This window comes from Streptomyces sp. NPDC050485, assembly GCF_044458185.1.
Classification (GTDB): domain Bacteria; phylum Actinomycetota; class Actinomycetes; order Streptomycetales; family Streptomycetaceae; genus Streptomyces.
The window spans coordinates 504,460-530,622 of the sequence record NZ_JBITHR010000001.1 but is presented as its reverse complement, the minus strand read 5'-3'; the positions used below and the strand labels follow the sequence as shown (position 1 = coordinate 530,622).

Here is a 26,163-nt window from a genome sequence, read left to right as displayed (position 1 = left end):
GATCGACGTTTCGCTGATGCGCCGTCAACTTCCTTTGCCCGCAAGTGAATCTACCCGCGCGTAGGGGTGGATTGTGCCCTTGTGAAGGGTAGATAAGGCTCACTGGGAAGCAGCACAACCGCATCTGAAGGGAGCCCGCCGTGGACAACGAAGTCTCCGCGGGAAGCACCACTTCCACTCTCGGTCACCTCGCCCTCGGACTCACCCTGCTGGCCTTCGGCCTCGGCAACACCCGCGTGGTCCACGGCGTGACCGTGGCCGACTCGGTCTCGATCGCGACCTACGTCGGCGGCATCGGCCTGTTCGTCCTCGGCGTCCTCGCCTTCCGCGACAACGACGCGTTCACCGGCACCGCCTTCGCGGGCCTGGGCGCCTTCTGGTTCACCTGGGCGGCGGGTGCGCAGACCAAGTTCTCGGCCAATGCCTCCGGCCTCTTCCTGGTTCTCTTCGCACTCCTGGCGCTGAGTCTGGCGGCGGGTTCGGCGGGCAGCGGGCTCTTCAGGCAGGGGGCGTACGGACTGCTCTTCGTGGCTCTGGTGGTGCTGGCCATCGGCCAGTTCGCCGACAGCGGTGTCCTCGGCAAGGCCGCGGGCTGGGTCGCCGCGGTCGCGGGCGCGGTGGCCTGGTACGGGGCGACCGCCTCGCTCGCCCACTGGCCGACCGCGATGCCCCGACGGGCTGCCGGCCGGGGAGTGACGGCCACCGGCTGACGGGCAGCCGCAGGCCGGTGCTTGGGCGGCACCGGCACGCAGGAAGGGCGACCCCCGCCGGCCGGCCGGGGTCGCCCTTTCGTGTGCGTACGGACTGGCTGCCCGTGTGCGTACGGACTACGCGCCCGTGTGCGTATGGACTACGCGTCTGTGGTGCCTACGGACCGGTCGCCCGTCTGCCGGTACGTCCGGACTATTCGACCGTGACGGACTTGGCCAGGTTGCGCGGCTTGTCGATGTCGCGGCCCATCGCCAACGCCGTGTGGTACGCGAAGAGTTGGAGCGGGATGCCCATGAGGATCGGGTCCAGCTCGTCCTCGTTCTTCGGCACGACGATGGTGTGGTCGGCCTTCTCCTGGTTCTGGTGGGCGACCGCGAGGATGCGGCCGCTGCGGGCCTTGATCTCCTCAAGGGCGGCGCGGTTCTTCTCCAGGAGGTCGTCGTTGGGGACGATCGCGACGGTCGGCAGCGCCGGCTCGATCAGCGCGAGCGGGCCGTGCTTCAGCTCGGAGGCGGGGTAGGCCTCGGCGTGGATGTAGGAGATCTCCTTGAGCTTCAGGGAGGCCTCCAGGGCGACCGGGTAGCCGCGCACGCGCCCGATGAACATCATCGACTGGGCGCCCGCGTACTCCTTGGCCAGCTTCTCGATCTCCGGCTCCATGGCCAGGATCTCCTCAATCTGGCCGGGCAGCTTGCGCAGGCCCTCGATGATCCGCTTGCCGTCGGCCACCGACAGGTCGCGGATCCGGCCGAGGTGCAGCGCGAGCAGCGCGAAGGCGACGACCGTGTTGGTGAAGCACTTGGTCGAGACGACGCAGACCTCGGGACCGGCGTGCACATAGGTGCCGCCGTCCGCCTCGCGGGCGATCGCGGAGCCGACCACGTTCACGACGCCGAGCACCCGGGCGCCCTTGCGCTTGAGCTCCTGCACCGCCGCGAGCACGTCGTACGTCTCACCCGACTGGGAGACCGCGATGTACAGGGTGTCGGGGTCCACGACCGGGTTGCGGTAGCGGAACTCGGAGGCCGGCTCGGCGTCCGCGGGGATGCGGGCCAGCTCCTCGATGAGGCCGGCGCCGATCAGGCCGGCGTGGTACGAGGTGCCGCAGCCGAGGATCTTGATGCGGCGCACGCCGCGGGCCTCGCGGGCGTCCAGGTTCAGGCCACCGAGGTGGACGGTCGAGAACCGGTCGTCGATGCGGCCGCGCAGCACGCGGTCGACGGCCTCGGCCTGCTCGCTCATCTCCTTGTGCATGTACGTGTCGTGGCCGCCCATGTCGTAGGAGGCGGCCTCCCACTCGACGGTCTCGGGGGTGGTGTTGGTGAGCGTGCCCGAGGTCGTGTACGTCCGGAAGTCGTCGGCCTTCAGGGTCGCCATCTCGCCGTCGTTGAGGGTGACGACCTGGCGGGTATGGGCGATCAGCGCGGCGACGTCGGAGGCGACGAGCATCTCCTTCTCGCCAATGCCGAGGATGACCGGGGAGCCGTTGCGGGCGACCACGATGCGGTCAGCGAAGTCGGCGTGCATCACGGCGATGCCGTAGGTGCCCTCGATGACCTTGAGCGCCTCGCGGACCTTCTCCTCCAGGGAGTCGGCCTGGGAGCGGGCGATCAGGTGGGTGATGACCTCGGTGTCGGTCTCGGAGGCGAAGGCGACGCCCTCGGCCTCCAGCTTGACGCGCAGTTCGGCGGCGTTGTCGACGATGCCGTTGTGGACGACGGCGACCTTGTTCTCGGGGTCGAGGTGCGGGTGCGAGTTCACGTCGGAGGGGGCGCCGTGGGTGGCCCAACGGGTGTGGGCGATGCCCGTGGTGCCGGCGAAGCGCTTGGGGACGCGGGCCTCCAGGTCGCGGACGCGGCCCTTGGCTTTGACCATCTTCAGGGCCCCGGACTTGGGACTGTTGACGACGACGCCCGCGGAGTCGTAACCCCGGTACTCCAGCCGCTGCAGGCCTTCCAGCAGCAGCGGAGCCACATCACGCTTACCGATATAACCGACGATTCCGCACATAGAGTCTCTGCCCCTCCATCGATGTACAAAAGTTCCTGCGGTGCTGCGAAGCCTGCTCAGCCGTAGACGATGCGGCGCAGCTGCCGGAGCGAGAGCTCCGGTGGCGCCACGGCGCGGTGCGGCAGCTCGGCCGCGATCCGTTCGAAGATCTCCGCGTTCACGGCTCCACCGGACTGCAGTTCACGGTGGCGCCGGCGGACGAACTCCTCGTACGTCTCGTCGAAGTACGCCAGCACTTCGAGGACCACCCGGGCCGCCTCACCGCGCTGGAGCGCGGTGCTGCGCACCAGATGATCTACGAGGTCGTCGTGGGACGACGGGCTGCGGCGTTCGAGCACCCGTCGATATTGCGGGGTATCGAGGCCATACGCAAGAATCCTGCCCGATTCCGGGCAGGATTCACATGATCACGCTTCTGGTCTGGACCAGGGGTCGACGGGGCCGGGCTCCTTCCGGATGATTTCCGCCGGGACGGGATTCCTTCAGCGGCCCTCGATGTGGTGATCCGCCTACGGTCGTTCCGGTTGTGATGGTCTCCGCCTTGACCCCGGCCGGGTCCCCGGGTCCCATGGGAAGTGTTCGGTTGCTCGGACCCCACAGTTGCGTGACCCCCTGGAAGGGACCCGCTTGTGAGACAGAGACAGCACAGGACATTCGCCCGGCTCCTCGGCTCGCTGGTTCTCGTGGCGGCCGCCGGGCTCACCAGCACCGGAGCATCCGCCGCCCCCGCGCCGAGCGCGCCCCGCCCACTGGGCCAGATCGTCCCCGCCCCCGCCTCGGTCTCCGCGGGCGGGGCCGCGTACACGATCGGCTCGGCCACCCGGATCAGGGTCGCCGCGGGGTCGCCCGAGGCCCAGCGGATCGGCGACTACCTGGCGGCCGTGCTGCGCCCCTCCACCGGGTACGCGCTGCCCGTCACCAGCGCCGCGGGCGCCGACGGGATCCGGCTGCTGCTCGGCGCCGGGGACAAGGGCCTCGGCGACGAGGGCTACCGGCTCACCTCCGGCAGCGGCGCGGTCACCATCACCGCCAACAAGCCGGCCGGGCTCTTCCACGGCGTACAGACCCTGCGGCAGCTGCTGCCCGCGGCAGTGGAGAAGAAGACCAAGCAGTCCGGCCCCTGGCAGATCGCGGGCGGCACGATCACCGATTCCCCGCGCTATGCCTACCGGGGCGCGATGATCGACGTCTCACGGCACTTCTTCGGCGTCGACCAGGTCAAGCGCTACATCGACCAGATCGCCCTCTACAAGATCAACAAGCTGCATCTGCACCTCAGCGACGACCAGGGCTGGCGGATCGCTGTCGACTCCTGGCCGAAGCTCGCCAGCTACGGCGGCCAGACGCAGGTCGGCGGCGGCAAGGGCGGCTACTACACCAAGGCCGACTACCGGGCGATCCTCGACTACGCCTCCTCCCGCTATCTGGAGGTCATCCCCGAGATCGACACCCCGGGACACACCAACGCGTCCCTCGCCTCGTACGCCGAGCTCAACTGCAACGGCGTCGCGCCCCCGCTGTACACGGGCACCCACGTCGGGTTCAGCTCGCTGTGCGTCGCGAAGGACGTGACGTACAAGTTCCTCGACGACGTGGTGCGCGAGGTCGCCGCTCTGACACCGGGCCCGTACATCCACATCGGCGGCGACGAGGCGCAGTCCACCTCGCACGCCGACTACGTCGCCTTCATGGCCAAGGTCCAGCCGATCGTCCAGAAGTACGGCAAGACCGTCATGGCCTGGCACGAGATCGCCGGGGCCAAGCCGGTGCCGGGCGCGGTCGCCCAGTACTGGGGCACGCTCGGCAACGAGGCGGATGTCGCGGCCGCGGCGAAGGCCGGCACCAAGCTGGTCATGTCGCCCGCGAACCACACGTACCTCGACATGAAGTACGACGCGAAGTCTCCGCTCGGGACCAACTGGGCCGGGTACGTCGACGTCGACACGTCGTACGCGTGGGATCCGGACACCTTCGTGCAGGGCGTCCCCGCTCAGGCCGTGCTCGGAGTCGAGGCGCCGATCTGGTCGGAGACGCTGAGCAACAGCTCGCAGATCGAGTACATGGCGTTCCCGCGGCTGCCCGGGATCGCGGAGATCGGGTGGTCGCCGGCGTCCACGCACGACTGGGCGTCGTACAAGGTGCGGCTGGCCCAGCAGGGGCCGAGGTTCGCGGCGCTGGGGATGAACTACTACCGCTCGCCGGTGGTGCCCTGGGTGTGATCCGGGGGTTTTGCCCCCGGACCCCACCCGGGCTTCAGGGCGCTATCGGGTTCCGCAGGGTGCCCACCAGCTGGAGGGCACCCGCGGGGTCCGCCAGGTCCACCATCTGCTCGTTGTCGCGGAGCTGGAGGCGGTTCAGGCAGGACAGGGCGAAGTCGGGCGCGAACAGGTCGAACTGCTGGAAGCGGTCGGCCAGTTCGGGCCTGGCGGCCTGGTACGACCGTACGCAGTCGGCCACCGCGCCCCAGAACGCGGACTCCGCCAGGACGCCCTCCGTCACCAGCGCCGCGCTCAGGAAGCGGAAGAAGCAGTCGAAGACGTCGGTGAAGACGGACAGCAGCCTCATGTCCTCGGGCACGTCCGCGCGGATCCGCTGCACCATCGGCGGCAGCACCGCGTCCGGGTCCATCACCGCGATCTCCTCGGCGATGTCCTTGAAGATCGCCCGCGACACCGTGCCGTCCTCGGCGAGGACGAGGATCACGTTCTCGCCGTGCGGCATGAAGACCAGGTCGTAGGCGTAGAAGGAGTGCAGGACGGGCGTCAGGTACGCGTCCAGGTAACCGCGCAGCCACTCCGTCGGGGTGCGGCCCGACTCGGCGATCAGGGCGCCCGCGAAGGACGCGCCCGTGTGGTCGGTGTGCAGCAGCGAGGCCATCGTGGCGAGCCGCTCGCCGGGTTCGAGCGAAGGGACCGGACTTTCGCGCCACAGCGCGGCGAGCATCTTGCGGTACGGCGAGTACCGGTCGGTGGCCCGTTCGTACTGTTCGTGGCGGTAGCCGATCGCCGCCCGCTCGCGGATGATCGAGAACCGGGCGGCGCGGAACGTCTCGTCGGCCGCGATCACCCCCGCGAGCCAGTCGTTGATGGCGGGCGTCGCCTCCATGTACGCGGCCGAAAGCCCGCGCATGAAGCCCATGTTGAGGACCGACAGCGCCGTTTTGACGTAGTGCTTGGCCGGGTCGGTGGCGTTGAAGAAGGTACGGATCGACTGCTGGGCGAGGTAGTCGTCGTCGCCCTCGCCGAGCAGGACCAGGCGTTCCTGGGCGATCTCGGCGGCGAAGGTGACGGACAGCTTGTTCCACCACTGCCAGGGGTGCACCGGCAGGAGGAGGTAGTCGGCCAGGTCCAGGCCGCGTCGGGCCAGGGTAGCGGCGAAGCGGTCGAGGGTGTCCTGGCCGAGCTCGTCGCGTACCAGCGTGTCGTGGTCGAGTCCGGCGCCCGCCGTGAAGGTGGCGCGGTCGCGGCGGGCCGCCAGCCACATCAGCCGGATGGGGCTCGCGGTCTCGGGGGCGTACGAGAGGTACTCGTGGACGCCGAAGCCGAGCCGCCCGTTGTTGGCGACGAAGCAGGGGTGGCCCTCGGTCATGCCCGTCTCGATGGCCTGGAAGCCGGACCGGGCGAGCTCGGCGGAGGTGATCTCCGGCTTGGTGAGTTTGTACGCGGTGCCGGAGAGGGTGGAGGAGATCTCCTCCAGGTACACCGGCAGGATGTCGTCGCTCAGACCGAGCGAGGCACGCAGCTCGATGAAGAAGTCGAGTGCGTCCAGGGGGAGTTGGCCCTCGTCGTTGTGCCGGGATATCGACTCGGCGAAGACCTGCCAGTGGTCGAGCGCGAACCGGGACGCGGTGAAGCGGTACTCGACCGTGCCGTCGTCGCTGCGCACCCGGAATGGGGTCTCCCCTGGTCGAGCGCAGCCGAGACCTTGGGGAAGGTCGTCGCCGAGCGCCTCGGGGACGAGCAGCCGCTCGTGGGCGAACTCGGCGAGCGCCTTGCGGATGAGCAGCCGGTTGGCCTCGGCCCAGCGCGCGGGGGTGAGGTGGGTGACCGCGGTCTCGGTGGTCATCGTGCTGCCGCCTCTCGGGCTCGTGCGGTACGGAACTGCTCTCGGGTGCAGAAGGACAGATAGGCGTCCTTCTCGGGCTTGGCGATCCGCTCGGCGATCTCGAAGCCGACGGCCGCGTTGAGGGCGTGCACCGCCGTGTTGCGGATGTCGGGCTCGACGACGACGCGCTCGGTGGCCGGGTCCGCGAACAGCTCCTCCATCACGGCGGTGATGACGGCCCGCGTGAACCCGTGCACCGGGGTGTCGGTGGGGGCGACCAGGAAGTGCATGCCGACATCGCCGGGGAGCGGCTCGTACAGGCCGACGAGTTCGACGTACGCCGGGTGGTAGTGCTCCATGAGGAAGGCGGGCTCGCCGTGGTGCAGCCCGACGAAGGCGTGGTGGTGGGGGTGGGCGGCGATCGCCATGTACTCGCGCTCGACGTCCTGGAGCTTCGCGTCCGGCATCAGCCAGAACGCGGCCTTGGGGTGGGTCACCCAGGAGTGGACGAGCTCGGCGTCGGACAGGGGGTCGAGCGGGCGGACGGTGAATCCGCCGGGTAGGGGCGTGCTCATATGGCGAACTCCTGGAAGGCGATGGACTTCTCGACCGGGTAGTACGCGCGGCCGAGCAGCTCGCCGATGATGTACGCGTTGCGGTAGGCGCCCATGCCGAGGTCGGGCGAGGTGATCGAGTGGGTGTGCACCCCGGCGTTCTGGAGGAAGACACCGCGGCCGGTGGTGTCGATGGAGTAGTTGCGGGCCACGTCGAAGCGCCCGTGACCGTCGCGTCGCAGCCGCCCGGACACCGGCGCGAGGAACTCGGGCTCGGCGTACCGGTAGCCGGTGGCGAGGACGAGCCCCTCGGTGGTGAGGGCGTAGTCCTTCTCCTGCTCCTCCTGGCGCAGACCGAGCGTGTACGTACCGGTGGTGGTGTCGTAACTGGCGGCGTTCAGCGCGGAGTTGGTGAGCAGGCGGGTGGGGACGGGCCCCTTGAGGTTCTTCTGGTAGAGCAGATCGAAGATGGCGTCGATCAGCTCGGAGTCGATCCCCTTGAAGAGCCCCTTCTGCGTCGCTTCGAGCCGGTAGCGGGTGGCCTCGGGAAGCGCGTGGAAGTAGTCGATGTACTCCGGGGACGTCATCTCCAGAGTGAGCTTGGTGTACTCCAGAGGGAAGAAACGGGGCGAGCGGGTGACCCAGTTCAGCCGGTAGCCGTGGACGTCGATCTCGGAGAGCAGGTCGTAGTAGATCTCGGCGGCGGACTGCCCGGACCCGACGAGCGTGATCGACTCCTTGGCCTGGAGAGCCTCTTTGTGCTCCAGGTAACGGGAGTTGTGGAGGAGGTCGCCGCCGAGGCCGCGGCAGGGCTCGGGGATCTGCGGCGGCGTGCCGGTGCCGAGGACGAGCCGGCGGGCGCGGAAGACCTCGCCGGTGGCGGTCCGGACAACGTAGAGCTCCTCGCTCTCCTCGTACGTCACGGACGCGACGGTCTGGTTGAAGCGGACGGAGCTCAGCTTCCCGGCGGCCCAGCGGCAGTAGTCGTTGTACTCGGTACGGAGCGGATAGAAGTTCTCGCGGATGTAGAACGAGTACAACCGCCCTGATTCCTTCAGGTAGTTGAGGAAGGAGTACGGCGACGTCGGGTCGGCGAGGGTGACGAGGTCGGAGAGGAACGGCGTCTGGAGGTGGGCGCCTTCGAGGAACATCCCCGAGTGCCATTCGAAGCCCGGCTTGGTCTCCAGGAAGAGCCCGGTCAGCTCCTCGACGGGCTCGGTGAGGCAGGCGAGCCCGAGGTTGAAGGGGCCGAGCCCGATCCCGATGAAGTCGTACGCCTCGGACGGGCCGGGGGCTTCAGGACGCGTGGACAAGGTTCTCTCCCAGGTACTGCTCGGCGTGGCCGGCGATCAGATCGAGTACGGCGGCGATGTCGGCGACGCTCGTCTCGGGGTTGAGCAGGGTGAACTTCAGGTACTGGCGGCCGCCGGACTTGGTACCGGCGACGACGGCCTCGCCGGACGCGAAGAGCGCCTTGCGGGCGTAGAGGTTGGCGCGGTCGATCGCGGCGGGCGAGGTGACGGCGTCGGGGACGTAGCGGAAGACGAGGGTGGAGAGGGAGGGCCGCACGACGACGTCGTACCGGGGATCGGAGGCCAGCAACTCCCAGCCCTCCTCAGCCAGTTGGCAGACCTCGTCGAAAAGCGAGCCGATGCCGTCGGCGCCCATGGTGCGCAGGGTCATCCACAGCTTGAGGGCGTCGAAGCGGCGGGTGGTCTGGAGCGACTTGTCCACCTGGTTGGGGATGCGCTCCTCGGCGGCGCGGCGCGGGTTGAGGTAGTCGGCGTGGTAGGTGGCGTGGCGCAGCGTGGCCCGGTCGCGGACGAGGACGGCGCTTGAACTGACGGGCTGGAAGAAGGACTTGTGGTAGTCGACCGTGACGGAGTCGGCGCGTTCGATGCCGTCGAGGAGGGCGCGGCGGGTGGGGGAGGCGAGCAGCCCGCAGCCGTAGGCGGCGTCCACGTGCATCCAGGCGCCGTACTGGGCGCAGAGCTCGGCTGTGCCGGGAAGCGGGTCGATGGAGCCGAAGTCGGTGGTTCCGGCGGTGGCGACGACCGCCATGGGTACGTTGCCCTCGCTCACGCAGCGCTCCAGGGCGCGGGCGAGTCCGACGGTCTGCATGCGCTTGGCGTGATCGGTGGGGACGGCGACGACGGATTCGCGTCCCAGGCCCAGGAGTTGGGCGGACTTCTGCACGCTGAAGTGGCTGCACTCGGAGGCGAAGATGCGCAGTTTCGCGAGGTCGGCGGTCTTGGCCTCCTCGCGGGCCAGCAGCAGTGCCTGGAGGTTGGACTGGGTGCCGCCGCTGGTGAACACGCCGTCGGCGGCGGGCCCGAGGCCGATCCGGCCGGTGGTCCAGTCGATGAGCCGGCGCTCGATGAGGGTGCCGCCGGCGCTCTGGTCCCAGGTGTCCAGGGAGGAGTTGACGGCGGAGAGCACCGCCTCGCCGAGCACGGCCGGTATGACGACCGGGCAGTTGAGGTGGGCGAGGTAGCGGGGGTGGTGGAAGTAGACGGCGTCGCGGAGGTAGATGTCCTCCAGCTCGTCCAGGACGGCGGAGGCGTCGCCCAGGGGGGTGTCGAGGTCGATGCCGTCGATGAGCGGTGCGAGGTCGTCGACGCCGACTCCGGTGAACGGCCGCCGGGTCGTGGCGAGTTTGTCCGCCACCCGCTCGACCCCTTCGGTCACGGAGCGTCGGTAGTGCTCCGCGGTGGTGTCGTTGAGCAGGTGCGAGCGCATGCGGGTGTCCTCCCGGATCGGGGGTGCGGCGGCCCCTCCGGGGGAAGGGGTGGGTGGGGCCGTGATCTCGAAGTGAGGTTAGCCTAACCTAATTATCGACCTCAATCCGGGGGCTTCCCCACCCACCCGCCCTCCCCCGAGCTCTTAAGGAGCGGTGGGCCCCATCGCGGGGTTGAACCCCACGCCCCCTCCTGGGGGCTGCGCCCCAGACCCCCATCGCCCTGCGGAACGCTTGCCCGCAACTCGGGCGCTGAGAGGTGCAAAAATCAAGCCCCTCATGGGGGTCCCCCCTGGCCCTTTAGGCCTTGGGGGAGCTTGAGGAGCGGGGTGCGGGGCGGAGCCCCCGCCGGGGTCGAGGGGCGGAGCCCCTCGTGGGGGTCCAGGGGGCGAAGCCCCCAGGGGTTCTGGGCGGAGCCCCAGGGATCAACCATCCCAACCCCGAGTCACGGCCGGGCGGGTGGGCAAACCCCCGAAGGGGGTGCAGGGGGCGGAGCCCCCGCCGGGGTTCGAGGGGCGGAGCCCTCAGGGGTTCTGGGCGGAGCCCCAGGGGTCAACCTTCTCAACCCCGAGTCGCGGGTAGGCGGGAGGACAACCCCTGGGGGTCCGGGGCGGAGCCCCCGAGGGGCCGGGCCTCTCAACCCCGAGTCACCGGCGGGCGGGTGGGTAACCCCCCGGGGTCTGGGGCGGAGCCCCAGGAGGGGGTCGGGGTGTCCAACTCCGGGCTATCGGCGGGCGGATGGGCCCCCAGGGCTACGCCGCCGCCCGGAGTTCGTCCTCCGTGCGGCCCCGGCGCCAGTAGCCGACGAACGTGACCCGCCCCCGCTCAACCCCCCGCTCATTCACGAAGTGCCGCCGCAACGAACGGACTTCGGACGCCTCACCCGCGAGCCAGACGTAGGGGGAGGGCCCGGGCAGGGCCGCCGACCGGACGGAGTCCAGGGCGGCGGAGCCCACCAGCCACGTCACCTCCGCAGCCGCCGCCGTGGGCAACGGCAGCCGGTCCCCCTCGTGCGGAACGGAGATCCAGACCCGCGCCGGGGTCCCGGCGGGGAGCCATTCGAGGATGGCCGCCGCAGCCGGCAGCGCCGTTTCGTCGGCCCAGATGACGACGGAGTCGGTCCCGCCCGGCGGCCGGAAACGTACCGCCGTGTTGTCCGCGACGGCAGGCCCGAGTACCGTCACCCGCGCCCCCGGCCGCACCGAGCCCGCCCAGCGGCAGGCCGGCCCGCCGTCGTCGTGCAGCGCGAAGTCGATGTCTATCTCCCCGGAGCCGCCCCCGGAAGCACGGCGCTGCGCGCGGACCGTGTACGAGCGCATCACGGCCCGCTCATCGTCGGGCAACGCGCGATAGGCGCCCCACCAGTTGTCGGAGCCGTCGGCCGGCGGCAGGACGGGCGCCTCCTGGCCGGGGTGCGGGAGGAAGAGGGAGAGGCTCTGGTCGCGGCCCCCGGCGGCGAAGGATGCGAGGTCCTCCTCGCCGAAGCCGCCGAAGGTGACCCGCATCAGCGAGGGGCCGAGCCGCCGGGCCCGTACCACTCGCAGGTCGAAGAGGCGGAAGGGGGCGGTGGCGGTCCCGGCGGGGGTCGGCATCGTCAGGCGACCTTCTTCGCGTTCTCGATGGCTTGGGCGAGCGCGTCCACGATGGGGGCGACCCGGCCGTAGGAGTAGATCGGCTCGGTCAGGCGCGGCACGATCTGGTGGGCCTTGACGGCGGGCAGCCGGCCCCAGGTCGGCTTGGCGCCGAGGTCGCCGGGCTGGAGGGTGCCGGTGCGGTTGTCCATGAGAATCAGGTCGGCCGGGTACTTGGCGACGTTCTCCCAGCTCAGCGATTCGAAGAAGCCCTGCGCGTCGACCTTCGGGGTGACGAACTGGACGCCGAGTTCCTGGAAGTACCGGGTGTCGCAGCTCCGCTTGGCCTCGGAGACGTAGAACAGATCGGGGCTCGCCGAGCCGAGCAGCACCTTGATGCCCGGGTTGGCCTTGGCGGCGGCGCGCAGCCGTGCGGAGGCCTTCTCGAAGGCGGCCTTGGCGTCGGTGACCTTGGCCGAACTCAGGTCGGCACCAAGGGACTTGGCGAGGTCCGCGCGGCGCTGGAGGGCTGCGGGCATGCTCTGGTCGGACGCCCACAGGGCGACACTGGGAGCCAGCTTGAGGATCTTGTCCTTGCTGTTGTCGGGCACGTACCAGAGGACGTCCTGCTGCCACATGTCGGTGATGAGCACATCGGGCTGGAGCGCCGCGTACTTCTCGACGCTGAACTCGCCGTAGGTGTTGCCGATGATCTCGACCTTGCTGATGTCGAGGTCGCCGGCCTGCACATCGGCCTTGCCGTCCTTGGTCTTCGTCGGCCCGAACACGCCCTTGACCTGGATCCCGTAGTCGAACAGGGCGGCCGCGGTACCGGTGTACGCGACGATGTTCTTCGGCGTGGACTTCGTCTCGGCGGTCCGGCCGCGGTCGTCCTTGAACGACCAGGGGCCCGACGCGGCGGCCGGCTGGTCACCGCTCGCGGAGCCGCTCTTGCTGCCGCCGCCGCACGCGGTCAGCGCGGCACCGATCCCGAGGGCGCCGCCCATGGCCAGCAGGCCGCGACGGGTGGGCAGGGACGCTCGGGCGAGAGGCATGACGGTGTCCGCTTTCCTACGTATGTGCCGGGGACCGGCTACTGGCCGATGTGAAGATAGGTTAGCCTAACCTCACTCGCTATCCAGTGGCCGCCCTCAACCGCCCCCACGCGTCGAACGTCTGGCCTCCGTCACACCGCCGCAACGCGTCGAACGCCTGACTTCCGTCATGGTGCCGCTATGCGTCGAACGCCCTGGCCTCCGTCATGCCGCCGCCATGCGTCGAACGCTCTGGTCTCTCTCGTGTCGCCCTACGCGCCGAACGCCGCCCGGCACCCGTCGAGCCCCTCCACCCGTACGTCCACCGTGCGGTGCCGTTCCCAGTCCGCGCGGGCCAGGCGCAGCCGTTGGAGGGTGACCGGCCGGTCCCGTACGACGGCGGTCTGGATCCCGTCCGGCCGGTAGCCGAGGCGGCGCGAGACGCCGAGCGAGCGCGGGTTGTCGGTCATCGCGGCCGACACCGCGCCGCGGGCACCGAGCCCGGCGAACGCCAAGTGCAGGACGGCCGCCCGCATTTCGGTGCCGATGCCCCGGCCCTGGTGGGCGAGCCCCAGCCAGGAGCCCGTCTCGACCTCGCGGCCCACCGTGAACCCGGTCGCCGACACGTCCATCCGGCCGACCGGTGTGCCCTCGTACAGCACGGCGAGGCTCAGTGTCCAGGCGCCCGGGGACCAGTTCGCGATGGTGCCGAGGGCGTGCTGATAGACCGCCCGGCCACGGTCGGTGGGGGAGCCGTCGGTCCAGGGGAAAGTGAAGGGCATGCGGTCTGGTGCGTGCACTCCGTCCGCCGCCACCTGGGCGAGATCGGACAGCAACTCCGTGTCGGGCAGGCGCAGTTCGAGGCGGGGGGTGTGCAGACGGAGGCCGTGCAGGGGCCACCAGGCGTGGGGTTCCATGGGGCGACTGTGCCGGGCGGTCCCGGCCCTGTCGAACCAATTGCCACCGCCCGAGCCAATTGGCTACCGCCCGAGCAGGGAGGCCTGCCGGCCCAGCGGCGCATAGGTGAACCGCACCTTGTGCGAGGGGCTCGGCTCGTACGTCCGCAGACAGGCCGAGCAGTGCCAGTGCCAGCGGTCGGCGGCGCCCGGCGCGGTGGTGGAGGTGTCCTTCCACAGCGGTGGACGGCTCGCACAACTGGGGCAGTTCGGGGGAATCACCCTGACAGGGTGCGGCCCCGGACGGTCCGGGACGGGTCCGACGCGAGCGGCACCACTCCATCGGGGGACCCGGGCATTCCCGGCCCCGCCGGAAGGGTCAGGAGCCTTTGCCCCTGACCCGACCCCGTTCTACCGGCAACTCCTAGGCTGGCAGCCCCAGTTCGCGGGCGATCAGCATCCGCTGCACCTCGCTCGTGCCCTCGCCGATCTCCAGGATCTTGGAGTCGCGCCACATGCGGGCCACCGGGTACTCGTTCATGAAGCCGTAGCCGCCGAAGATCTGGGTCGCCTCGCGGGCGTTGTCGACCGCCACCGTCGAGGAGTACAGCTTCGCGAGCGCCGCCTCCTTCTTGAACGGCTCGCCGTGCACCAGGCGCGACGCGGCGTCGCGCCAGCCGACCCGCGCCATGTGCGCCCGCAGCTCCATGTCGGCGATCTTGAACTGGATGGCCTGGTTGTCGCCGATCGGCCGGCCGAAGGCGTGCCGCTCCTTGGCGTACTTCAGCGACTCGTCCACACAGCCCTGCGCGAGCCCGGTCGCGAGCGCCGAGATGGCGATGCGGCCCTCGTCCAGGATGCGCAGGAACTGGGCGTAGCCGCGGCCCTCTTCGCCGAGCAGGTTCGCCACCGGGACGCGTACGTCCGAGAAGGCCAGCTCCCGGGTGTCCGAGGCGTTCCAGCCGACCTTCGAGTACGGGGCCGCGACCGTGAAGCCCGGGGTGCCGGACGGGACGATGATCGAGGAGATCAGCGGGCGGCCGTCCTCCTTGCGGCCGGTGACCGCGGTGACGGTGACCAGCCCTGTGATGTCCGTACCGGAGTTGGTGATGAAGCACTTCGAGCCGTTGATGACCCACTCGTCGCCGTCGCGCACCGCGGTGGTGCGGGTGCCGCCCGCGTCCGAGCCGCAGTCCGGCTCGGTCAGGCCGAAGGCGCCGAGCAGTTCGCCGGAGCACAGCTTCGGCAGCCACTGGCGCTTCTGCTCCTCGGTGCCGAAGCGGAACACGGGCATCGCGCCGAGCGAGACGCCCGCCTCCAGGGTGATGGCCACCGAGGAGTCGACGCGGGCCAGCTCCTCCAGGGCGATGCCGAGCGCGAGGTAGTCGCCGCCCATGCCCCCGTACTCCTCCGGGAAGGGCAGGCCGAACAGGCCCATGCGGCCCATCTCGCGGATGATCTCGTAGGGGAACTCGTGGCGCTCGTAGAAGTCGCCGATCTTCGGGGCGATCACGTCGTGGGCGAACTCCTCGACGGTGCGGCGGAGTTCCTCGTGTTCGGACGTGAGACGGTGGTCGAGCGGCATGGCTACGACTCCTTGTGGGAGAGGGCGCGAACGGTGCGGGAGGGGCTGGGGCGGCCCAGTTGTCCGGCCATCCACACGCTGGTGGCGGTGAGCAGGCCGAGGTCGACGCCGGTGTCGATACCGAGGCCGTGGAGCATCCACACGAGGTCTTCGGTGGCGAGGTTTCCGGTCGCGGACTTGGCGTAGGGGCAGCCGCCGAGACCGCCCGCCGAGGCGTCCACGGTGCTCACGCCGTGTTCGAGGGCGGCGTACGTGTTGGACAGCGCCTGGCCGTACGTGTCGTGGAAGTGCACCCCGATGACGCTGGTGGGCACACCCTCCTCGTTCAGCTCGGCGAGCAGGGTCTGCACATGGGCGGGGGTGGCCACGCCGATGGTGTCGCCGAGGCTCAGCTCGTCGCAGCCCATGTCCATGAGGGCCTTGGCGACCCGCACCACCTGGTGCACCGGCACGGGGCCTTCCCAGGGGTCGCCGAAGCACATCGACAGATAGCCGCGCACCTGGGCGCGGTCGGCCTTGGCGCGGGCCACGACCGGCTCGAACATGGCCAGCGACTCGTCCACGGTGCGGTTGAGGTTGGCCTTGGCGAAGGACTCGGTGGCGCTGGCGAACACGGCGATCCGGCGGGCGCCGAGCGCGAGCGCCCGGTCCAGGCCTCGCTGGTTCGGTACGAGGACGGGGAGCGCCACGCCCTTGAGGTCGCCGAGCAGCGGGAACAGCTGCTCCGCGTCGGCGAGTTGGGGCACCCACTCGGGGTGCACGAAACTGGTGGCCTCGATGGTGGTGAGCCCGGCCGCGGCCAGGCGGTGGACGAACTCCGCCTTGACCTCGGTCGGCACCACCGACTTCTCGTTCTGCAGCCCGTCGCGCGCCCCGACCTCGTGGATGCGGACCCGGGCGGGCAGGTCCTGCGCCGGGACGACCATGGGCAGTCCTTCACTCATGCCGCTGCCTCGCTCTCGGGATGCGGGGTGACGACCGCGAGGATCTGGTCCATGGCCACGGTCGAACCGGGGGTGACGTCGAGTTCGGTCACGGTGCCGGCGTGCGGGGCGGAGATGACGTGCTCCATCTTCATCGCCTCGACCACCAACAGGCTCTGCCCGGCGGCCACTTCGTCCCCGACGGCCACCTTGACGACGGTGACCGTGCCGGGCATGGGGGCGGCCAGGGTGTCGACGCCGCCGCGGACCGCGCCGCTCAGGGCGGCCGCCACGGGGTCGTGATCGGCGACGTGCCAGCTGTCGCCGTCCCGGCCGAGCCAGTGCCCGGCGCGGTGGAAGGTGTGGGTGAGGCCGTCGAGTTCGACGGTGACCCGGCCCGGGCCGAGATCCGCCGCCTTCGGTGCGGCACGCGTGACGGGTTCGAGTCCCGGTACGCGCAAGGGGAAGACGAGCGGCGCCGGTTCACCGCCCATCCGCCAGCCGCTCGGCACCGAGAACGGGTCCGTCCAGCCGTCGGCCGGCGTGGGCCCGAGCGCTTCGAGCCGTACCGCCGCGGCCGCCGCGTACACCTCGTCGGGTACGCCGTCCGGCACCAGCGCGTCCGCCTCCCGCTCCACCAGGCCGGTGTCCAGCTCGCCCGCCACCACGGCCGGGTGGTCCAGGAGGCGGCGCAGGAACCCGGCGTTGGTGGGCACGCCCAGCGTCACCGTGTCGGCGAGCGCCGCCCGCAGCTTGCGCAGCGCCGTCGCACGGTCGGGGCCGTACGCGATGACCTTGGACAGCATCGGGTCGTACAGGCTGCCGACCTCGGTGCCCTCGCTCAGCCCCGAGTCCGTACGCAGGCCGTCGCCCTGCGGCTCGTTCAGCGCCAGGACCGTACCGCCGGAAGGCAGGAAGCCGCGCGACGGGTCCTCCGCGCAGATCCGGGCCTCGATGGCGTGGCCGGTGAGGGTGATGTCCTTCTGCTCGTACGGCAGTTGCTCGCCCGCGGCGACCCTGAGCTGCCACTCCACCAGGTCGAGGCCGGTGATGAGCTCGGTGACCGGGTGCTCGACCTGGAGGCGGGTGTTCATCTCCATGAAGTAGTACGACGAGGGGTCGCTGCCCGGCACGATGAACTCGACGGTGCCCGCGCCCGAGTAGCCGCAGGAGCGGGCCGCCTGGACCGCGGCCTCGCCCATCGCGGCCCGGGTCGCCTCGTCGAGCAGGACGCTGGGCGCCTCCTCGATGATCTTCTGGTGGCGGCGCTGGAGCGAGCACTCGCGCTCGCCGAGGTGGATCACGGTTCCGTGGCCGTCGGCCAGGACCTGGATCTCGATGTGGCGCGGGCGGTCGATCCAGCGCTCCACGAGCAGCGTGTCGTCGCCGAAGGAGGCGCGGGCCTCGCGGCGGGCGGCCGCGATCTCGTCGCCGAGAAGCGCCTCGTCGCGCACCAGGCGCATGCCCTTGCCGCCGCCGCCCGCGCTCGGCTTCAGGAGCACCGGAGTGCCGATCTCCCGCGCGGCGTCGGCCAGTTGAGTGTCCGTCAGGCCGCTGCCCGAGGAGCCGGGGACCACCGGCACCCCGGCCGCCTGCACGGTCTCCTTGGCGCGGATCTTGTCGCCCATCAGGGAGATCGCGTCGGCGCCCGGCCCGATGAAGACCAGGCCGGCCTCGGCGCAGGCGCGGGCGAACGCCGCGTTCTCGGCGAGGAAGCCGTAGCCGGGGTGGACGGCCTGGGCGCCGGTGCGCAGCGCCGCTTCGATGAGGCGGTCGGCGCGCAGATAGCTCTCCGACGCGGCCGCGGGGCCGATGCGTACCGCCGTGTCCGCCTCCCGGACGTGGCGGGCGTCCGCGTCCGCGTCGCTGAAGACGGCGACCGAGCGGACGCCGAGCCGGCGCAGGGTGGCGATGACGCGGACCGCGATCTCGCCCCGGTTGGCGACGAGCACTGTCGTGAACATGGGAGCCCTCAACGTAGAAGTCGACATGGGAGCCGTCACATCCGGAAGACGCCGAAGGCGGGGTCGGCGAGGGGGGCGTTGGCGCAGGCGGTCAGGGCGAGGCCGAGGACCTGGCGGGTGTCCACGGGGTCGATCACCCCGTCGTCCCACAGCCGGGCACTCGCGTAGTAGGCGTTGCCCTGGTGCTCGTACTGGGCGCGGATCGGGTCCTTGAAGGCCTCCTCGTCCTCGGCGGGCCAGGACTCGCCGCGTGCCTCCAACTGGTCGCGCTTGACGGTCGCGAGGACCGAGGCGGCCTGCTCGCCGCCCATCACGGAGATCTTGGCGTTGGGCCACATCCACAGGAAGCGGGGGCTGTAGGCCCGGCCGCACATCGAGTAGTTGCCCGCGCCGTACGAGCCGCCGACGACGACGGTCAGCTTCGGCACGCGCGTGCAGGCGACCGCCGTCACCATCTTCGCGCCGTGCTTGGCGATGCCGCCCGCCTCGTAGTCGCGGCCGACCATGAAGCCCGAGATGTTCTGGAGGAACACCAGCGGGATGCCGCGCTGGTCGCACAGCTCGATGAAGTGGGCGCCCTTCTGGGCGGATTCGGAGAACAGGATGCCGTTGTTGGCGACGATCCCGACCGGGTGGCCGTGGATCCGCGCGAACCCGGTGACCAGGGTCTGCCCGAACTCCGACTTGAACTCCTGGAAGCGTGAGCCGTCGACGACCCGGGCGATCACTTCCCGTACGTCATAGGGCGTGCGCGAGTCGACCGGGACCGCTCCGTAGAGACCGTACGGATCGGCCTTCGGCTCCTCGGCGGGCTCGACCGACCAGGGGAGCGCGCCGCGCGCGGGAAGCGTCGCCACGATGTTGCGCACGATCCGCAGGGCGTGCGCGTCGTCCTCGGCCAGGTGGTCGGTGACGCCGGAGACCCGGGAGTGCACCTCGCCGCCGCCGAGCTCCTCGGCCGTGACGACCTCGCCGGTCGCGGCCTTCACCAGCGGGGGGCCGCCCAGGAAGATGGTGCCCTGGTTGCGGACGATCACGGCCTCGTCGCTCATCGCCGGGACGTACGCCCCGCCGGCCGTGCAGGATCCGAGCACGGCGGCGATCTGCGGAATCCCGGCTCCCGACATGCGGGCCTGGTTGTAGAAGATCCGCCCGAAGTGCTCGCGGTCCGGGAACACCTCGTCCTGCATGGGCAGGAAGGCGCCGCCCGAGTCGACCAGATAGAGGCAGGGCAGGCGGTTCTCCAGGGCGACTTCCTGGGCCCTCAGGTGCTTCTTCACCGTCATCGGGTAGTACGTGCCGCCCTTGACCGTGGCGTCATTGGCGACGATCACGCACTCGCGGCCGCTGACCCGCCCGATCCCGGCGATCACCCCGGCGGCGGGCGCCTGCCCGCCGTACATCCCCTCGGCGGCGAGCGGCGCCAGTTCGAGGAAGGGCGAACCCGGATCGAGCAGGGTGTCCACCCGGTCCCTGGGCAGCAGCTTGCCGCGCGCGACATGCCGCTCGCGGGACCGCTCGCCCCCGCCGAGCCGGGCGGCGGCGAGCTTCGCTCGCAGCTCCTCGCCCAGCGCGCGGTGCGCCGCCTCATTGGCCCGCCAGGCCTCGGAGGCGGGATCCGCCGCACTCCCCAGGACCGGTGCCTGCTGCATCGTGTCGAGCCCCCTTGCCCGTACGCCGCGAATCCAACGGGTGTTAATGACCGTTAACTCGTTTCCCTCAGGTTAACGAGCGCTAACCGCGTTGTCTAGAATGAATTCCCATGAGCACCCGTACCGACGCCCCGACCCGCCGCGAGCAGATCCTGCGCGAGGCAGCCCGCCTCTTCGCCGAACGCGGCTTCCACGGCGTGGGCGTGGACGAGATAGGGGCCGCGGTCGGCATCAGCGGGCCCGGTCTGTACCGGCACTTCGCGGGCAAGGACGCGATGCTCGCCGAACTGCTCGTCGGGATCAGCGGGCGGCTGTACGACGGCGGGCGCAAGCGGGTCGCCGAGGCGGCGGGCGACCCCGAGCGGCTGCTCGGCGCTCTCATCGACGGCCACATCGACTTCGCCCTGGACGACCGGGCGCTGATCACCCTGCACGACCGCGAACTCGACCGGCTCCGCGACAGCGACCGCAAACTGGTGCGCCAGCTCCAGCGGCAGTACGTCGAGCTGTGGGTCGGCGTGGTGCGCGAGCTGTATCCGCCGGTGGCGGAGTCGGAGGTGCGCGGCGCGGTGCACGCCGTGTTCGGCCTGCTCAACTCGACGCCGCACCTGGGTTCGTACGGCACCGGGCTGCCGGGGCGGGCGGCCACCGAGGAACTGCTGCGCCGCCTGGCCCACGGGGCCTTCGCCGCGCTGGACGCGCACTGAACGCGTCCGGGCGCGGGCGGTGGCCCCGGTGGCGTCCGGTGCTCGGGACGCTCCGGCCCCGGGCCGCGCGCGCGGGGCAGAATGGCCGCATGCCGATACCCAGCCGTGCCGCCCTCGTCGACCACCTAGTCCGCACCCGCATCGCCGGTGAGGTCGCGACCCCCCGCGACAACAACCTCTCCCACTACCGCAAGCTCGCCAACGGCGACCGCCACTACTGGCTGGGCCTGGAGCTGGGGGAGCGCTGGAGCGACGAGCAGGACGTCCTCGCCGTGATGGCCGAGCGCTGCGGCGTCGTGGACGACCCGGGGCACCGGACGGGCCAGGACACCATCGACCCCGAGCTGACGGTGGACGCCCTGGAGCGGATGGCGGCGCGGCTGCGCAAGGCCGCCGCGGGCAAGCAGCGGGTGCTGTTCGCGACCGGGCACCCCGGCGCGCTGCTCGACGTGCACAGCCGCACCGCCGCCGGGCTGCGCGCGGCGGGCTGCGAGATCGTACGGATTGCGGGCGGGCTCACGGCCGACGAGGGGTACGTCGTGCAGTTCGCGGACGTCGCTGTCTTCGAGCGCGGCGCGAGCCTGTGGCACACCCACTCGCCGGAGCCGATGCGGGCCATCCTGGACGCGCTGGACACCCCGCCGGACCTCGTGATCGCCGACCACGGCTGGGCGGGCTGCGCGGGGCAGCGCGGCATCGACGCGATGGGCTATGCGGACAGCAACGACCCCGCGCTGTTCATCGCCGAGGCGGAGGGCACCCTCCAGGTGACGGTCCCCCTGGACGACCACGTCCTGGACCCCCGCTTCTACGAGCCGATGACGGCGTACCTGCTGGACGCGGCGGGGCTGACGGTCTGACCCCCTGGGGCGAGGGCGTTGGCGCGGTCCGCGACGTCAGCGCGGGATGCGGACGACGCCCTCTTGGATGACGGTGATCGCGAGCCGTCCGTCCTGGGTGTAGATGCGGGCCTGCCCGAGCCCGCGCCCGCCGGACGCCGACGGCGACTCCTGGTCGTACAGCAGCCATTCGTCGGCGCGGAACGGCCGGTGGAACCACATCGCGTGGTCGAGCGAGGCCCCCACCACATCGCCGACCGCCCAGCCGCCGCGCCCGTGGGCGAGCAGCACCGAGTCGAGCAGCGTCATGTCGGAGACGTACGTGGCCAGGCACACATGGAGGAGCGGGTCGTCGGCCAGCTTGCCGTTGGTGCGGAACCATACCTGCGAGCGCGGCTCGCGCGGGGTGCCGACGCTGCCCCACGGCGGCGCGTCCACGTACCGCAGATCGACGGCCGCGCGGGCCTCCAGCATGCGGTCCAGCACGCCCTTGTCGAGGAAGGCGTCCGCGTAGCGCGGCAGCATCTCGGCGGCCGTCGGCAGCGACTCCGGGTCCGGCGCGGGCGGCATGCCGGCCTGGTGCTCCATGCCCTCCTCGTACGTCTGGAACGACGCGGAGAGGTGGAAGATCGGCTGGCCGTGCTGGATGGCGACGACGCGGCGCGTGGTGAAGGAGGCGCCGTCGCGGATGCGGTCGACGGTGTAGACGATCGGCGCGCCCGGGTCGCCCATCCGCAGGAAGTACGCGTGCAGCGAGTGCGCTGTGCGGTCTGAGGGGACGGTGCGGCCGGCGGCGACCAGCGCCTGGGCGGCCACCTGGCCGCCGAAGACACGGGGGACGACCGCCGAGCGGGAGTGCCCCCGGAAGATGTCCTCCTCGATCCGCTCCAGGTCGAGCAGATCGAGGAGGCTCTCAAGTGCCTGATGCATGAAGGTAGTTGTACCGGACCGGCCTTACAGGCCCATGTCCTTGGCGATGATCGACTTCATGATCTCGCTGGTGCCGCCGTAGATCCGGTTGACCCGGTTGTCGGCGTACAGGCGGGCGATCGGGTACTCGTTCATGAAGCCGTAGCCGCCGTGCAGCTGGAGGCAGCGGTCGATGACGCGGTGTGCGACCTCGGTGCAGAACAGCTTCGCGGACGCGGCCTCGGCCGGGGTCAGCTCGCCCGCGTCCAGGGCCTCCAGGGCGCGGTCGGCGACGGCCTCGGCGGCGTCCACCTCGGCCTGGCAGGCGGCCAGTTCGAACTTGGTGTTCTGGAAGGAGGCGACCGTCTTGCCGAAGACGGTGCGGTCCTGCACGTACTCCTTGGCGAACCGGACGGCGGCCTTGGCCTGCGCGTACGCGCCGAACGCGATGCCCCAGCGCTCGGAGGCGAGGTTGTGGCCGAGGTAGTAGAAGCCCTTGTTCTCCTCGCCGAGGAGGTCCTCGACCGGGACCTTCACGTCGACGAACGCCAGCTCGGCGGTGTCGGAGGTCTTCAGGCCGAGCTTGTCGAGCTTGCGGCCGACGGAGTAGCCCTCGGACTTGGTGTCCACGGCGAACAGCGAGATGCCGTGGCGGCGGTCCTCGGCGCTGGGCGCGTCGGTGCGGGCGCAGACGATCACGCGGTCGGCGTGCACGCCGCCGGTGATGAAGGTCTTGGCGCCGTTGAGGACGTAGTGCGAGCCGTCCTCGGAGAGCTTGGCGGTGGTCTTCATGCCCGCGAGGTCGGAGCCGGTGCCCGGCTCGGTCATCGCGAGGGCCCACATCTCCTCGCCGGAGACGAACTTCGGCAGGAAGCGCTTCTTCTGCTCGTCGGTGGCGAGCATCTTGATGTAGGGCAGGCCGAGCAGCACGTGCACGCCGGAGCCGCCGAACTGGACGCCCGCGCGAGCCGTCTCCTCGTACATCACGGCCTCGAACTTGTACGAGTCGATGCCGGCGCCGCCGAACTCCTCGTCCACGCGGATACCGAAGACGCCGAGCTCGGCGAGCTGGGAGTAGAACTCGCGCGGCACGATGCCCTGCGCGAACCACTCGTCGTAGACGGGGACGACCTCGGCCTCGATGAAGGCGCGCAGAGTCTCCCGGAACGCCTCGTGGTCCTCGTTGAAAACGGTACGGCGCACGGACGCCCTCCTTGGCTGGCATGTTTGGCTAAGCGCTTGCTCAGGTTATTGAATAACGAAGTTACCCGGCAGTCACCACGACTGTCCAGAGTGAGCCGCCCCACGTTTGAGCCACCCGGCGCGGTCGTTCAGCGGACCGGGGCGTCAAGGTGCCGGTGGAGGGCCAGGTGGCCTTCGGGGGTGGGGTGCAGGCCGTCGACAAGGAGGTGGCCGGCCTCGCGCAGCGGCTCCCACAGGTCGAGGAAGTCGATGTGGTGCTCGGCACACCAGGTCCGCAGGGTCTCGCGCAGGGCCAGTGCCCGCGCCCGCGTGAAGCGCAGGCCCTCGTAGTCGCGGGTGCGCTCCTCGTCCAGCCAGACGGGGCCCGCCACCACGAGGCGCGCGTTGTGGGTCAGGGCCGTGGCGGCCAGCGCCCCGAGGCTGTCCGGGATGTGTGTCAGCCGGCTCTCGTCGGTCCCCGGGGCTGTGAGCGGCACGGCGGAGTCGTTGATGCCGGCGGCGACCAGGAGCGTGTCGGGGTGGCGGGGGGCGAGGAGCGCGGGGGTCTGCTCGCTGACGTCGCGCAGGGTGCTGCCGGGTATGGCCAGGTTGAAGACCCGGTGATCGGTCTCGTTCCGGGCGATGTGGGCGGCCGCCAGGTGCGCCGCCCAGCCGCCTCGCGGATCGCAGCGCCCGTACGCGATGCTGTCGCCCACGATCACGATCCGCGCCGCCGGGCGCAGCGGGTTCGCGTCCAGGTAGGCCCAGGCCTGCTCCCCGCAGGACAGGAGCACCCGGCGGCGCGCGTAGTCGTCCACCTCGTACGCGTCGGCCGCGGCGAGTTCCTCGTCGGTGAGGTGCAGGACGGAGCCCTCGACCTCGGCGCCGATCTTCCGCTCCAGCGTCAGGTGCACGTCGAGGCCGCTGGCGTCGATCACGGCCTGGTCGGTGATCGGCTGGGGCCTGGTCGTGTGGCCGGCCAGCGAAGCCGGCGTACTGGGCACGGTCCGGCCGAAGAGGGCGGTCTGGACCCGCCCGTCCCGCAGGGTGCCGAAGGAGAAGAGGGCGTGGGGGCGTGCTGCGGTCACGTGAACTACGCGGCCTTTCCTGGACTCGGAGAAGCGATCACAAGGGGTGATCAAGTCACCCTAACGGCCTGGTCAACGGCCTGGCCGAGCCGCCTTCCGGCCCTCCCGGTGCCCGCTGTCCTCAGATGTGCCGCAGTGCCAGCCACAGTTCGGTGCGTACGTCCATGTCGTCCAGGTCCACCCCGAGCAGCGCCCCGCACCGGGCGATCCGCTGCCGCACGGTGTTGCGGTGCACGCCCAGCGCCACCGCCGTCCGGTCCCAATTGCCGTGCAGGGAGAGCCAGTTGCGCAGGGTCTCGGGGAGCGGGCCGGGGAGTGGTGCCAGCAGTGTCCGGGCGTACGCCGCCGCCTCCGCCGGGTCGACCAGTGCCGCGAACCCGCCCGCCCGGTGCCGCACGAGCCCCGACCGGCTCGCCTCGGCGCGTTCGAGGGCGCGGGCGGCCTGGGCGTCGGCGACGGCCAGCCCGTCGAGCGCGGCCGGGGCGCTGACGCCGAGGATCCAGCCGGAGTGCGGGGCGACCTCGCGGTCCGCCGCCACGAGGGCCCGTACGAGGTGTTCGCCCGCGTCGGTCAGCGGGGTCGCGAGGTCGGGCGGGGTGCCCGTGCCCCGGGCGTGCACGACGACCCAGGGTCCTTCGCCGAGCAGGGGCGCCACCTCGCTCGCCGGGCCGTCGAGCAGCAGCCGCACCAGCGCGGCCGAACGGGCGGCCTCGTCGGCGCCCGGCCGCTCGGCGGTGAGCAGCGCGAGCAGGACGGCCGCGACGCCGGCGATGGTGTGGTCGCTGGGGTCGCGGTGGGGGGTCGCGACGGCGAGGGTCAGGCCTCGGGGGCCGGTGAGGGCGTAGGCCGCGAGGTGGGTGTCGCCGACGGAGTCGGTGGCAGTCAGCGCCTTCGGCGGAATCCCCCCACCCCGCCCCTCAAACGCCGGAGGGGCTGGGGATGCCAAATCAAGCCCCTCCGGCGTTTGAGGAGCGGGGTCCGGGGCGGAGCCCCGTGCCCACCGGCCCGAGGCCGACGAACCATCCGCCGGGGCCGCGCGGCGGAGCCGCATGGTGTCGCTGCGGGAAGGGGCGGGGTGGGGAAGGTCCGCCGAAGGCGCCACCACCCGCACCAGCCCCCGCACCGCGCCCAGCCCGGCATCGGACGGCTCGCGCCCCGCCGCGTACAGCACCGCCCCTTCCGGGGTCACCAGCGACGCCCACCCCCCGAGCCGCCCCGCAAGCACCCGCAGCACCGCCGGAACCGGATCCGGCCGCCCCGCCGCCGCGGCCAGCGCGCGCTGCGCCTCGCTGACCCGCCGCACCTCCTCGTCCCGCGCCCGAGCCATCAGCAGCCACACCGCCCGGGCCACCCCCGAGAACGTCGTACGCGGCGGCACCTTGACCAGCGGCAGCCCGTGCCGCTCGCAGGCCTCGACCAGCGCGGGCGGCACCGCCTCGTACACGGGCGCGAGACCGAAGCCCAGTGCCGCCGCCCCCGCCGCCACGACCCGGGACACATAGCGGTCGGGGTCGGCGAGCTGCACGCCCGCCGTCATCAGCAGCTCGCCGCCGAGCAGATACGGGTACGGGTCGGCCATCTCCGAGGTGTGCACCCAGCGGATCTCGGCGTCCGGCGGCCCGGCGATCTGCCGCAGCCCGAGGTCGGCGCGGGCGAGCAGGGCGGCCAGCGCGATGGGCGGAGTGGGGGGAGTGGGCGCAGCGGTCGGTTCCGGCATGGTGGACGATCCATCCATCAGCAGCGTCGGGTGTGTAGGA

Annotated in this window: 22 protein-coding genes; 4 read left to right on the top strand and 18 right to left on the bottom strand. The window is 71.1% G+C overall.

Annotated features, from left to right (window positions below; genetic code table 11):
• Window positions 1-140 precede the first annotated feature (140 nt).
• Window positions 141-710 (top strand): GPR1/FUN34/YaaH family transporter, encoded by a 570-nt coding sequence (locus ACIBK6_RS02300; protein ID WP_399048009.1) that lies wholly within the window; start codon window positions 141-143, stop codon window positions 708-710.
• Window positions 711-903: 193 nt separating this feature from the next.
• Here ACIBK6_RS02300 and glmS read toward each other — a convergent pair whose 3' ends face one another.
• Together glmS and ACIBK6_RS02290 are read right to left on the bottom strand one after the other, a co-directional pair.
• The gene (gene glmS, locus ACIBK6_RS02295; RefSeq protein ID WP_399048007.1) at window positions 904-2,721 is read right to left on the bottom strand and encodes a glutamine--fructose-6-phosphate transaminase (isomerizing); all 1,818 of its coding nucleotides are present in this window, start codon (window positions 2,719-2,721) and stop codon (window positions 904-906) included.
• Window positions 2,722-2,777: 56 nt separating this feature from the next.
• Entirely contained in the window at window positions 2,778-3,059 is a 282-nt protein-coding gene (locus tag ACIBK6_RS02290) for a hypothetical protein (protein WP_399048006.1), read from the bottom strand.
• Between the two features lie 291 nt (window positions 3,060-3,350).
• On the opposite strand from ACIBK6_RS02290, the gene ACIBK6_RS02285 reads away from it, so the two are divergent.
• Entirely contained in the window at window positions 3,351-4,940 is a 1,590-nt protein-coding gene (locus ACIBK6_RS02285) for a beta-N-acetylhexosaminidase (RefSeq protein ID WP_399048005.1), read from the top strand.
• A 34-nt stretch (window positions 4,941-4,974) separates the two neighbouring features.
• Here the strand turns inward: ACIBK6_RS02285 and ACIBK6_RS02280 are convergent, their stop codons facing one another.
• The 12 genes from ACIBK6_RS02280 to ACIBK6_RS02225 form a co-directional block, all read right to left on the bottom strand.
• Window positions 4,975-6,786: an IucA/IucC family protein gene (locus tag ACIBK6_RS02280; RefSeq protein WP_399048004.1), complete on the bottom strand. Its 1,812-nt coding sequence runs from the start codon at window positions 6,784-6,786 to the stop codon at window positions 4,975-4,977.
• Entirely contained in the window at window positions 6,783-7,340 is a 558-nt protein-coding gene (locus tag ACIBK6_RS02275) for a GNAT family N-acetyltransferase (RefSeq protein WP_399048003.1), read from the bottom strand. The genes ACIBK6_RS02280 and ACIBK6_RS02275 overlap by 4 nt, the downstream gene beginning before the upstream one ends.
• A complete protein-coding gene (locus ACIBK6_RS02270) occupies window positions 7,337-8,632 on the bottom strand; it encodes a lysine N(6)-hydroxylase/L-ornithine N(5)-oxygenase family protein (protein WP_399048000.1) in 1,296 nt (431 codons plus the stop codon). The genes ACIBK6_RS02275 and ACIBK6_RS02270 overlap by 4 nt, the downstream gene beginning before the upstream one ends.
• Window positions 8,616-10,058: a pyridoxal phosphate-dependent decarboxylase family protein gene (locus tag ACIBK6_RS02265; protein WP_399047998.1), complete on the bottom strand. Its 1,443-nt coding sequence runs from the start codon at window positions 10,056-10,058 to the stop codon at window positions 8,616-8,618. Before ACIBK6_RS02265 ends, ACIBK6_RS02270 begins: the two co-directional genes overlap by 17 nt.
• Window positions 10,059-10,808: 750 nt before the next feature.
• Entirely contained in the window at window positions 10,809-11,648 is an 840-nt protein-coding gene (locus ACIBK6_RS02260; protein ID WP_399047996.1) for a siderophore-interacting protein, read from the bottom strand.
• 2 nt (window positions 11,649-11,650) lie between these two features.
• The gene (locus tag ACIBK6_RS02255) at window positions 11,651-12,682 is read right to left on the bottom strand and encodes an ABC transporter substrate-binding protein (protein ID WP_399047994.1); all 1,032 of its coding nucleotides are present in this window, start codon (window positions 12,680-12,682) and stop codon (window positions 11,651-11,653) included.
• A 251-nt stretch (window positions 12,683-12,933) separates the two neighbouring features.
• Window positions 12,934-13,578 carry a GNAT family N-acetyltransferase gene (locus ACIBK6_RS02250; protein ID WP_399047992.1) on the bottom strand — a complete coding sequence of 215 codons (645 nt, stop codon included), beginning with the start codon at window positions 13,576-13,578 and terminating at the stop codon, window positions 12,934-12,936.
• A 63-nt stretch (window positions 13,579-13,641) separates the two neighbouring features.
• Complete coding sequence (locus ACIBK6_RS02245; RefSeq protein ID WP_399047990.1) at window positions 13,642-13,839, bottom strand: hypothetical protein; 198 nt, start codon at window positions 13,837-13,839, stop codon at window positions 13,642-13,644.
• Between the two features lie 142 nt (window positions 13,840-13,981).
• Window positions 13,982-15,142, bottom strand: coding sequence for an acyl-CoA dehydrogenase family protein (locus ACIBK6_RS02240; protein ID WP_399047988.1), 1,161 nt, complete (start codon window positions 15,140-15,142; stop codon window positions 13,982-13,984).
• Between the two features lie 2 nt (window positions 15,143-15,144).
• A complete protein-coding gene (locus ACIBK6_RS02235; protein ID WP_399047986.1) occupies window positions 15,145-16,086 on the bottom strand; it encodes a hydroxymethylglutaryl-CoA lyase in 942 nt (313 codons plus the stop codon).
• The gene (locus ACIBK6_RS02230) at window positions 16,083-18,029 is read right to left on the bottom strand and encodes a biotin carboxylase N-terminal domain-containing protein (protein ID WP_399047984.1); all 1,947 of its coding nucleotides are present in this window, start codon (window positions 18,027-18,029) and stop codon (window positions 16,083-16,085) included. Before ACIBK6_RS02230 ends, ACIBK6_RS02235 begins: the two co-directional genes overlap by 4 nt.
• A gap of 35 nt (window positions 18,030-18,064) precedes the next feature.
• The gene (locus tag ACIBK6_RS02225) at window positions 18,065-19,681 is read right to left on the bottom strand and encodes a carboxyl transferase domain-containing protein (protein WP_399047982.1); all 1,617 of its coding nucleotides are present in this window, start codon (window positions 19,679-19,681) and stop codon (window positions 18,065-18,067) included.
• Between the two features lie 110 nt (window positions 19,682-19,791).
• Between ACIBK6_RS02225 and ACIBK6_RS02220 the strand changes: the two genes are divergently transcribed.
• Both ACIBK6_RS02220 and ACIBK6_RS02215 read left to right on the top strand, forming a co-directional pair.
• Window positions 19,792-20,388, top strand: coding sequence for a TetR/AcrR family transcriptional regulator (locus tag ACIBK6_RS02220; RefSeq protein ID WP_399047980.1), 597 nt, complete (start codon window positions 19,792-19,794; stop codon window positions 20,386-20,388).
• A gap of 89 nt (window positions 20,389-20,477) precedes the next feature.
• Window positions 20,478-21,248 (top strand): phosphatase, encoded by a 771-nt coding sequence (locus ACIBK6_RS02215; RefSeq protein ID WP_399047979.1) that lies wholly within the window; start codon window positions 20,478-20,480, stop codon window positions 21,246-21,248.
• A 36-nt stretch (window positions 21,249-21,284) separates the two neighbouring features.
• Here the strand turns inward: ACIBK6_RS02215 and ACIBK6_RS02210 are convergent, their stop codons facing one another.
• The 4 genes from ACIBK6_RS02210 to ACIBK6_RS02195 all read right to left on the bottom strand — a co-directional run bounded on the left by ACIBK6_RS02210 (window position 21,285) and on the right by ACIBK6_RS02195 (window position 26,123).
• Window positions 21,285-22,157 (bottom strand): acyl-CoA thioesterase, encoded by an 873-nt coding sequence (locus ACIBK6_RS02210; protein ID WP_399047978.1) that lies wholly within the window; start codon window positions 22,155-22,157, stop codon window positions 21,285-21,287.
• A 24-nt stretch (window positions 22,158-22,181) separates the two neighbouring features.
• Entirely contained in the window at window positions 22,182-23,339 is a 1,158-nt protein-coding gene (locus ACIBK6_RS02205) for an acyl-CoA dehydrogenase family protein (RefSeq protein WP_399047977.1), read from the bottom strand.
• A 128-nt stretch (window positions 23,340-23,467) separates the two neighbouring features.
• Window positions 23,468-24,406 (bottom strand): GDSL-type esterase/lipase family protein, encoded by a 939-nt coding sequence (locus ACIBK6_RS02200; RefSeq protein WP_399047975.1) that lies wholly within the window; start codon window positions 24,404-24,406, stop codon window positions 23,468-23,470.
• A 121-nt stretch (window positions 24,407-24,527) separates the two neighbouring features.
• Window positions 24,528-26,123: a PucR family transcriptional regulator ligand-binding domain-containing protein gene (locus tag ACIBK6_RS02195; RefSeq protein WP_399047974.1), complete on the bottom strand. Its 1,596-nt coding sequence runs from the start codon at window positions 26,121-26,123 to the stop codon at window positions 24,528-24,530.
• Between the last annotated feature and the right edge of the window lie 40 nt (window positions 26,124-26,163).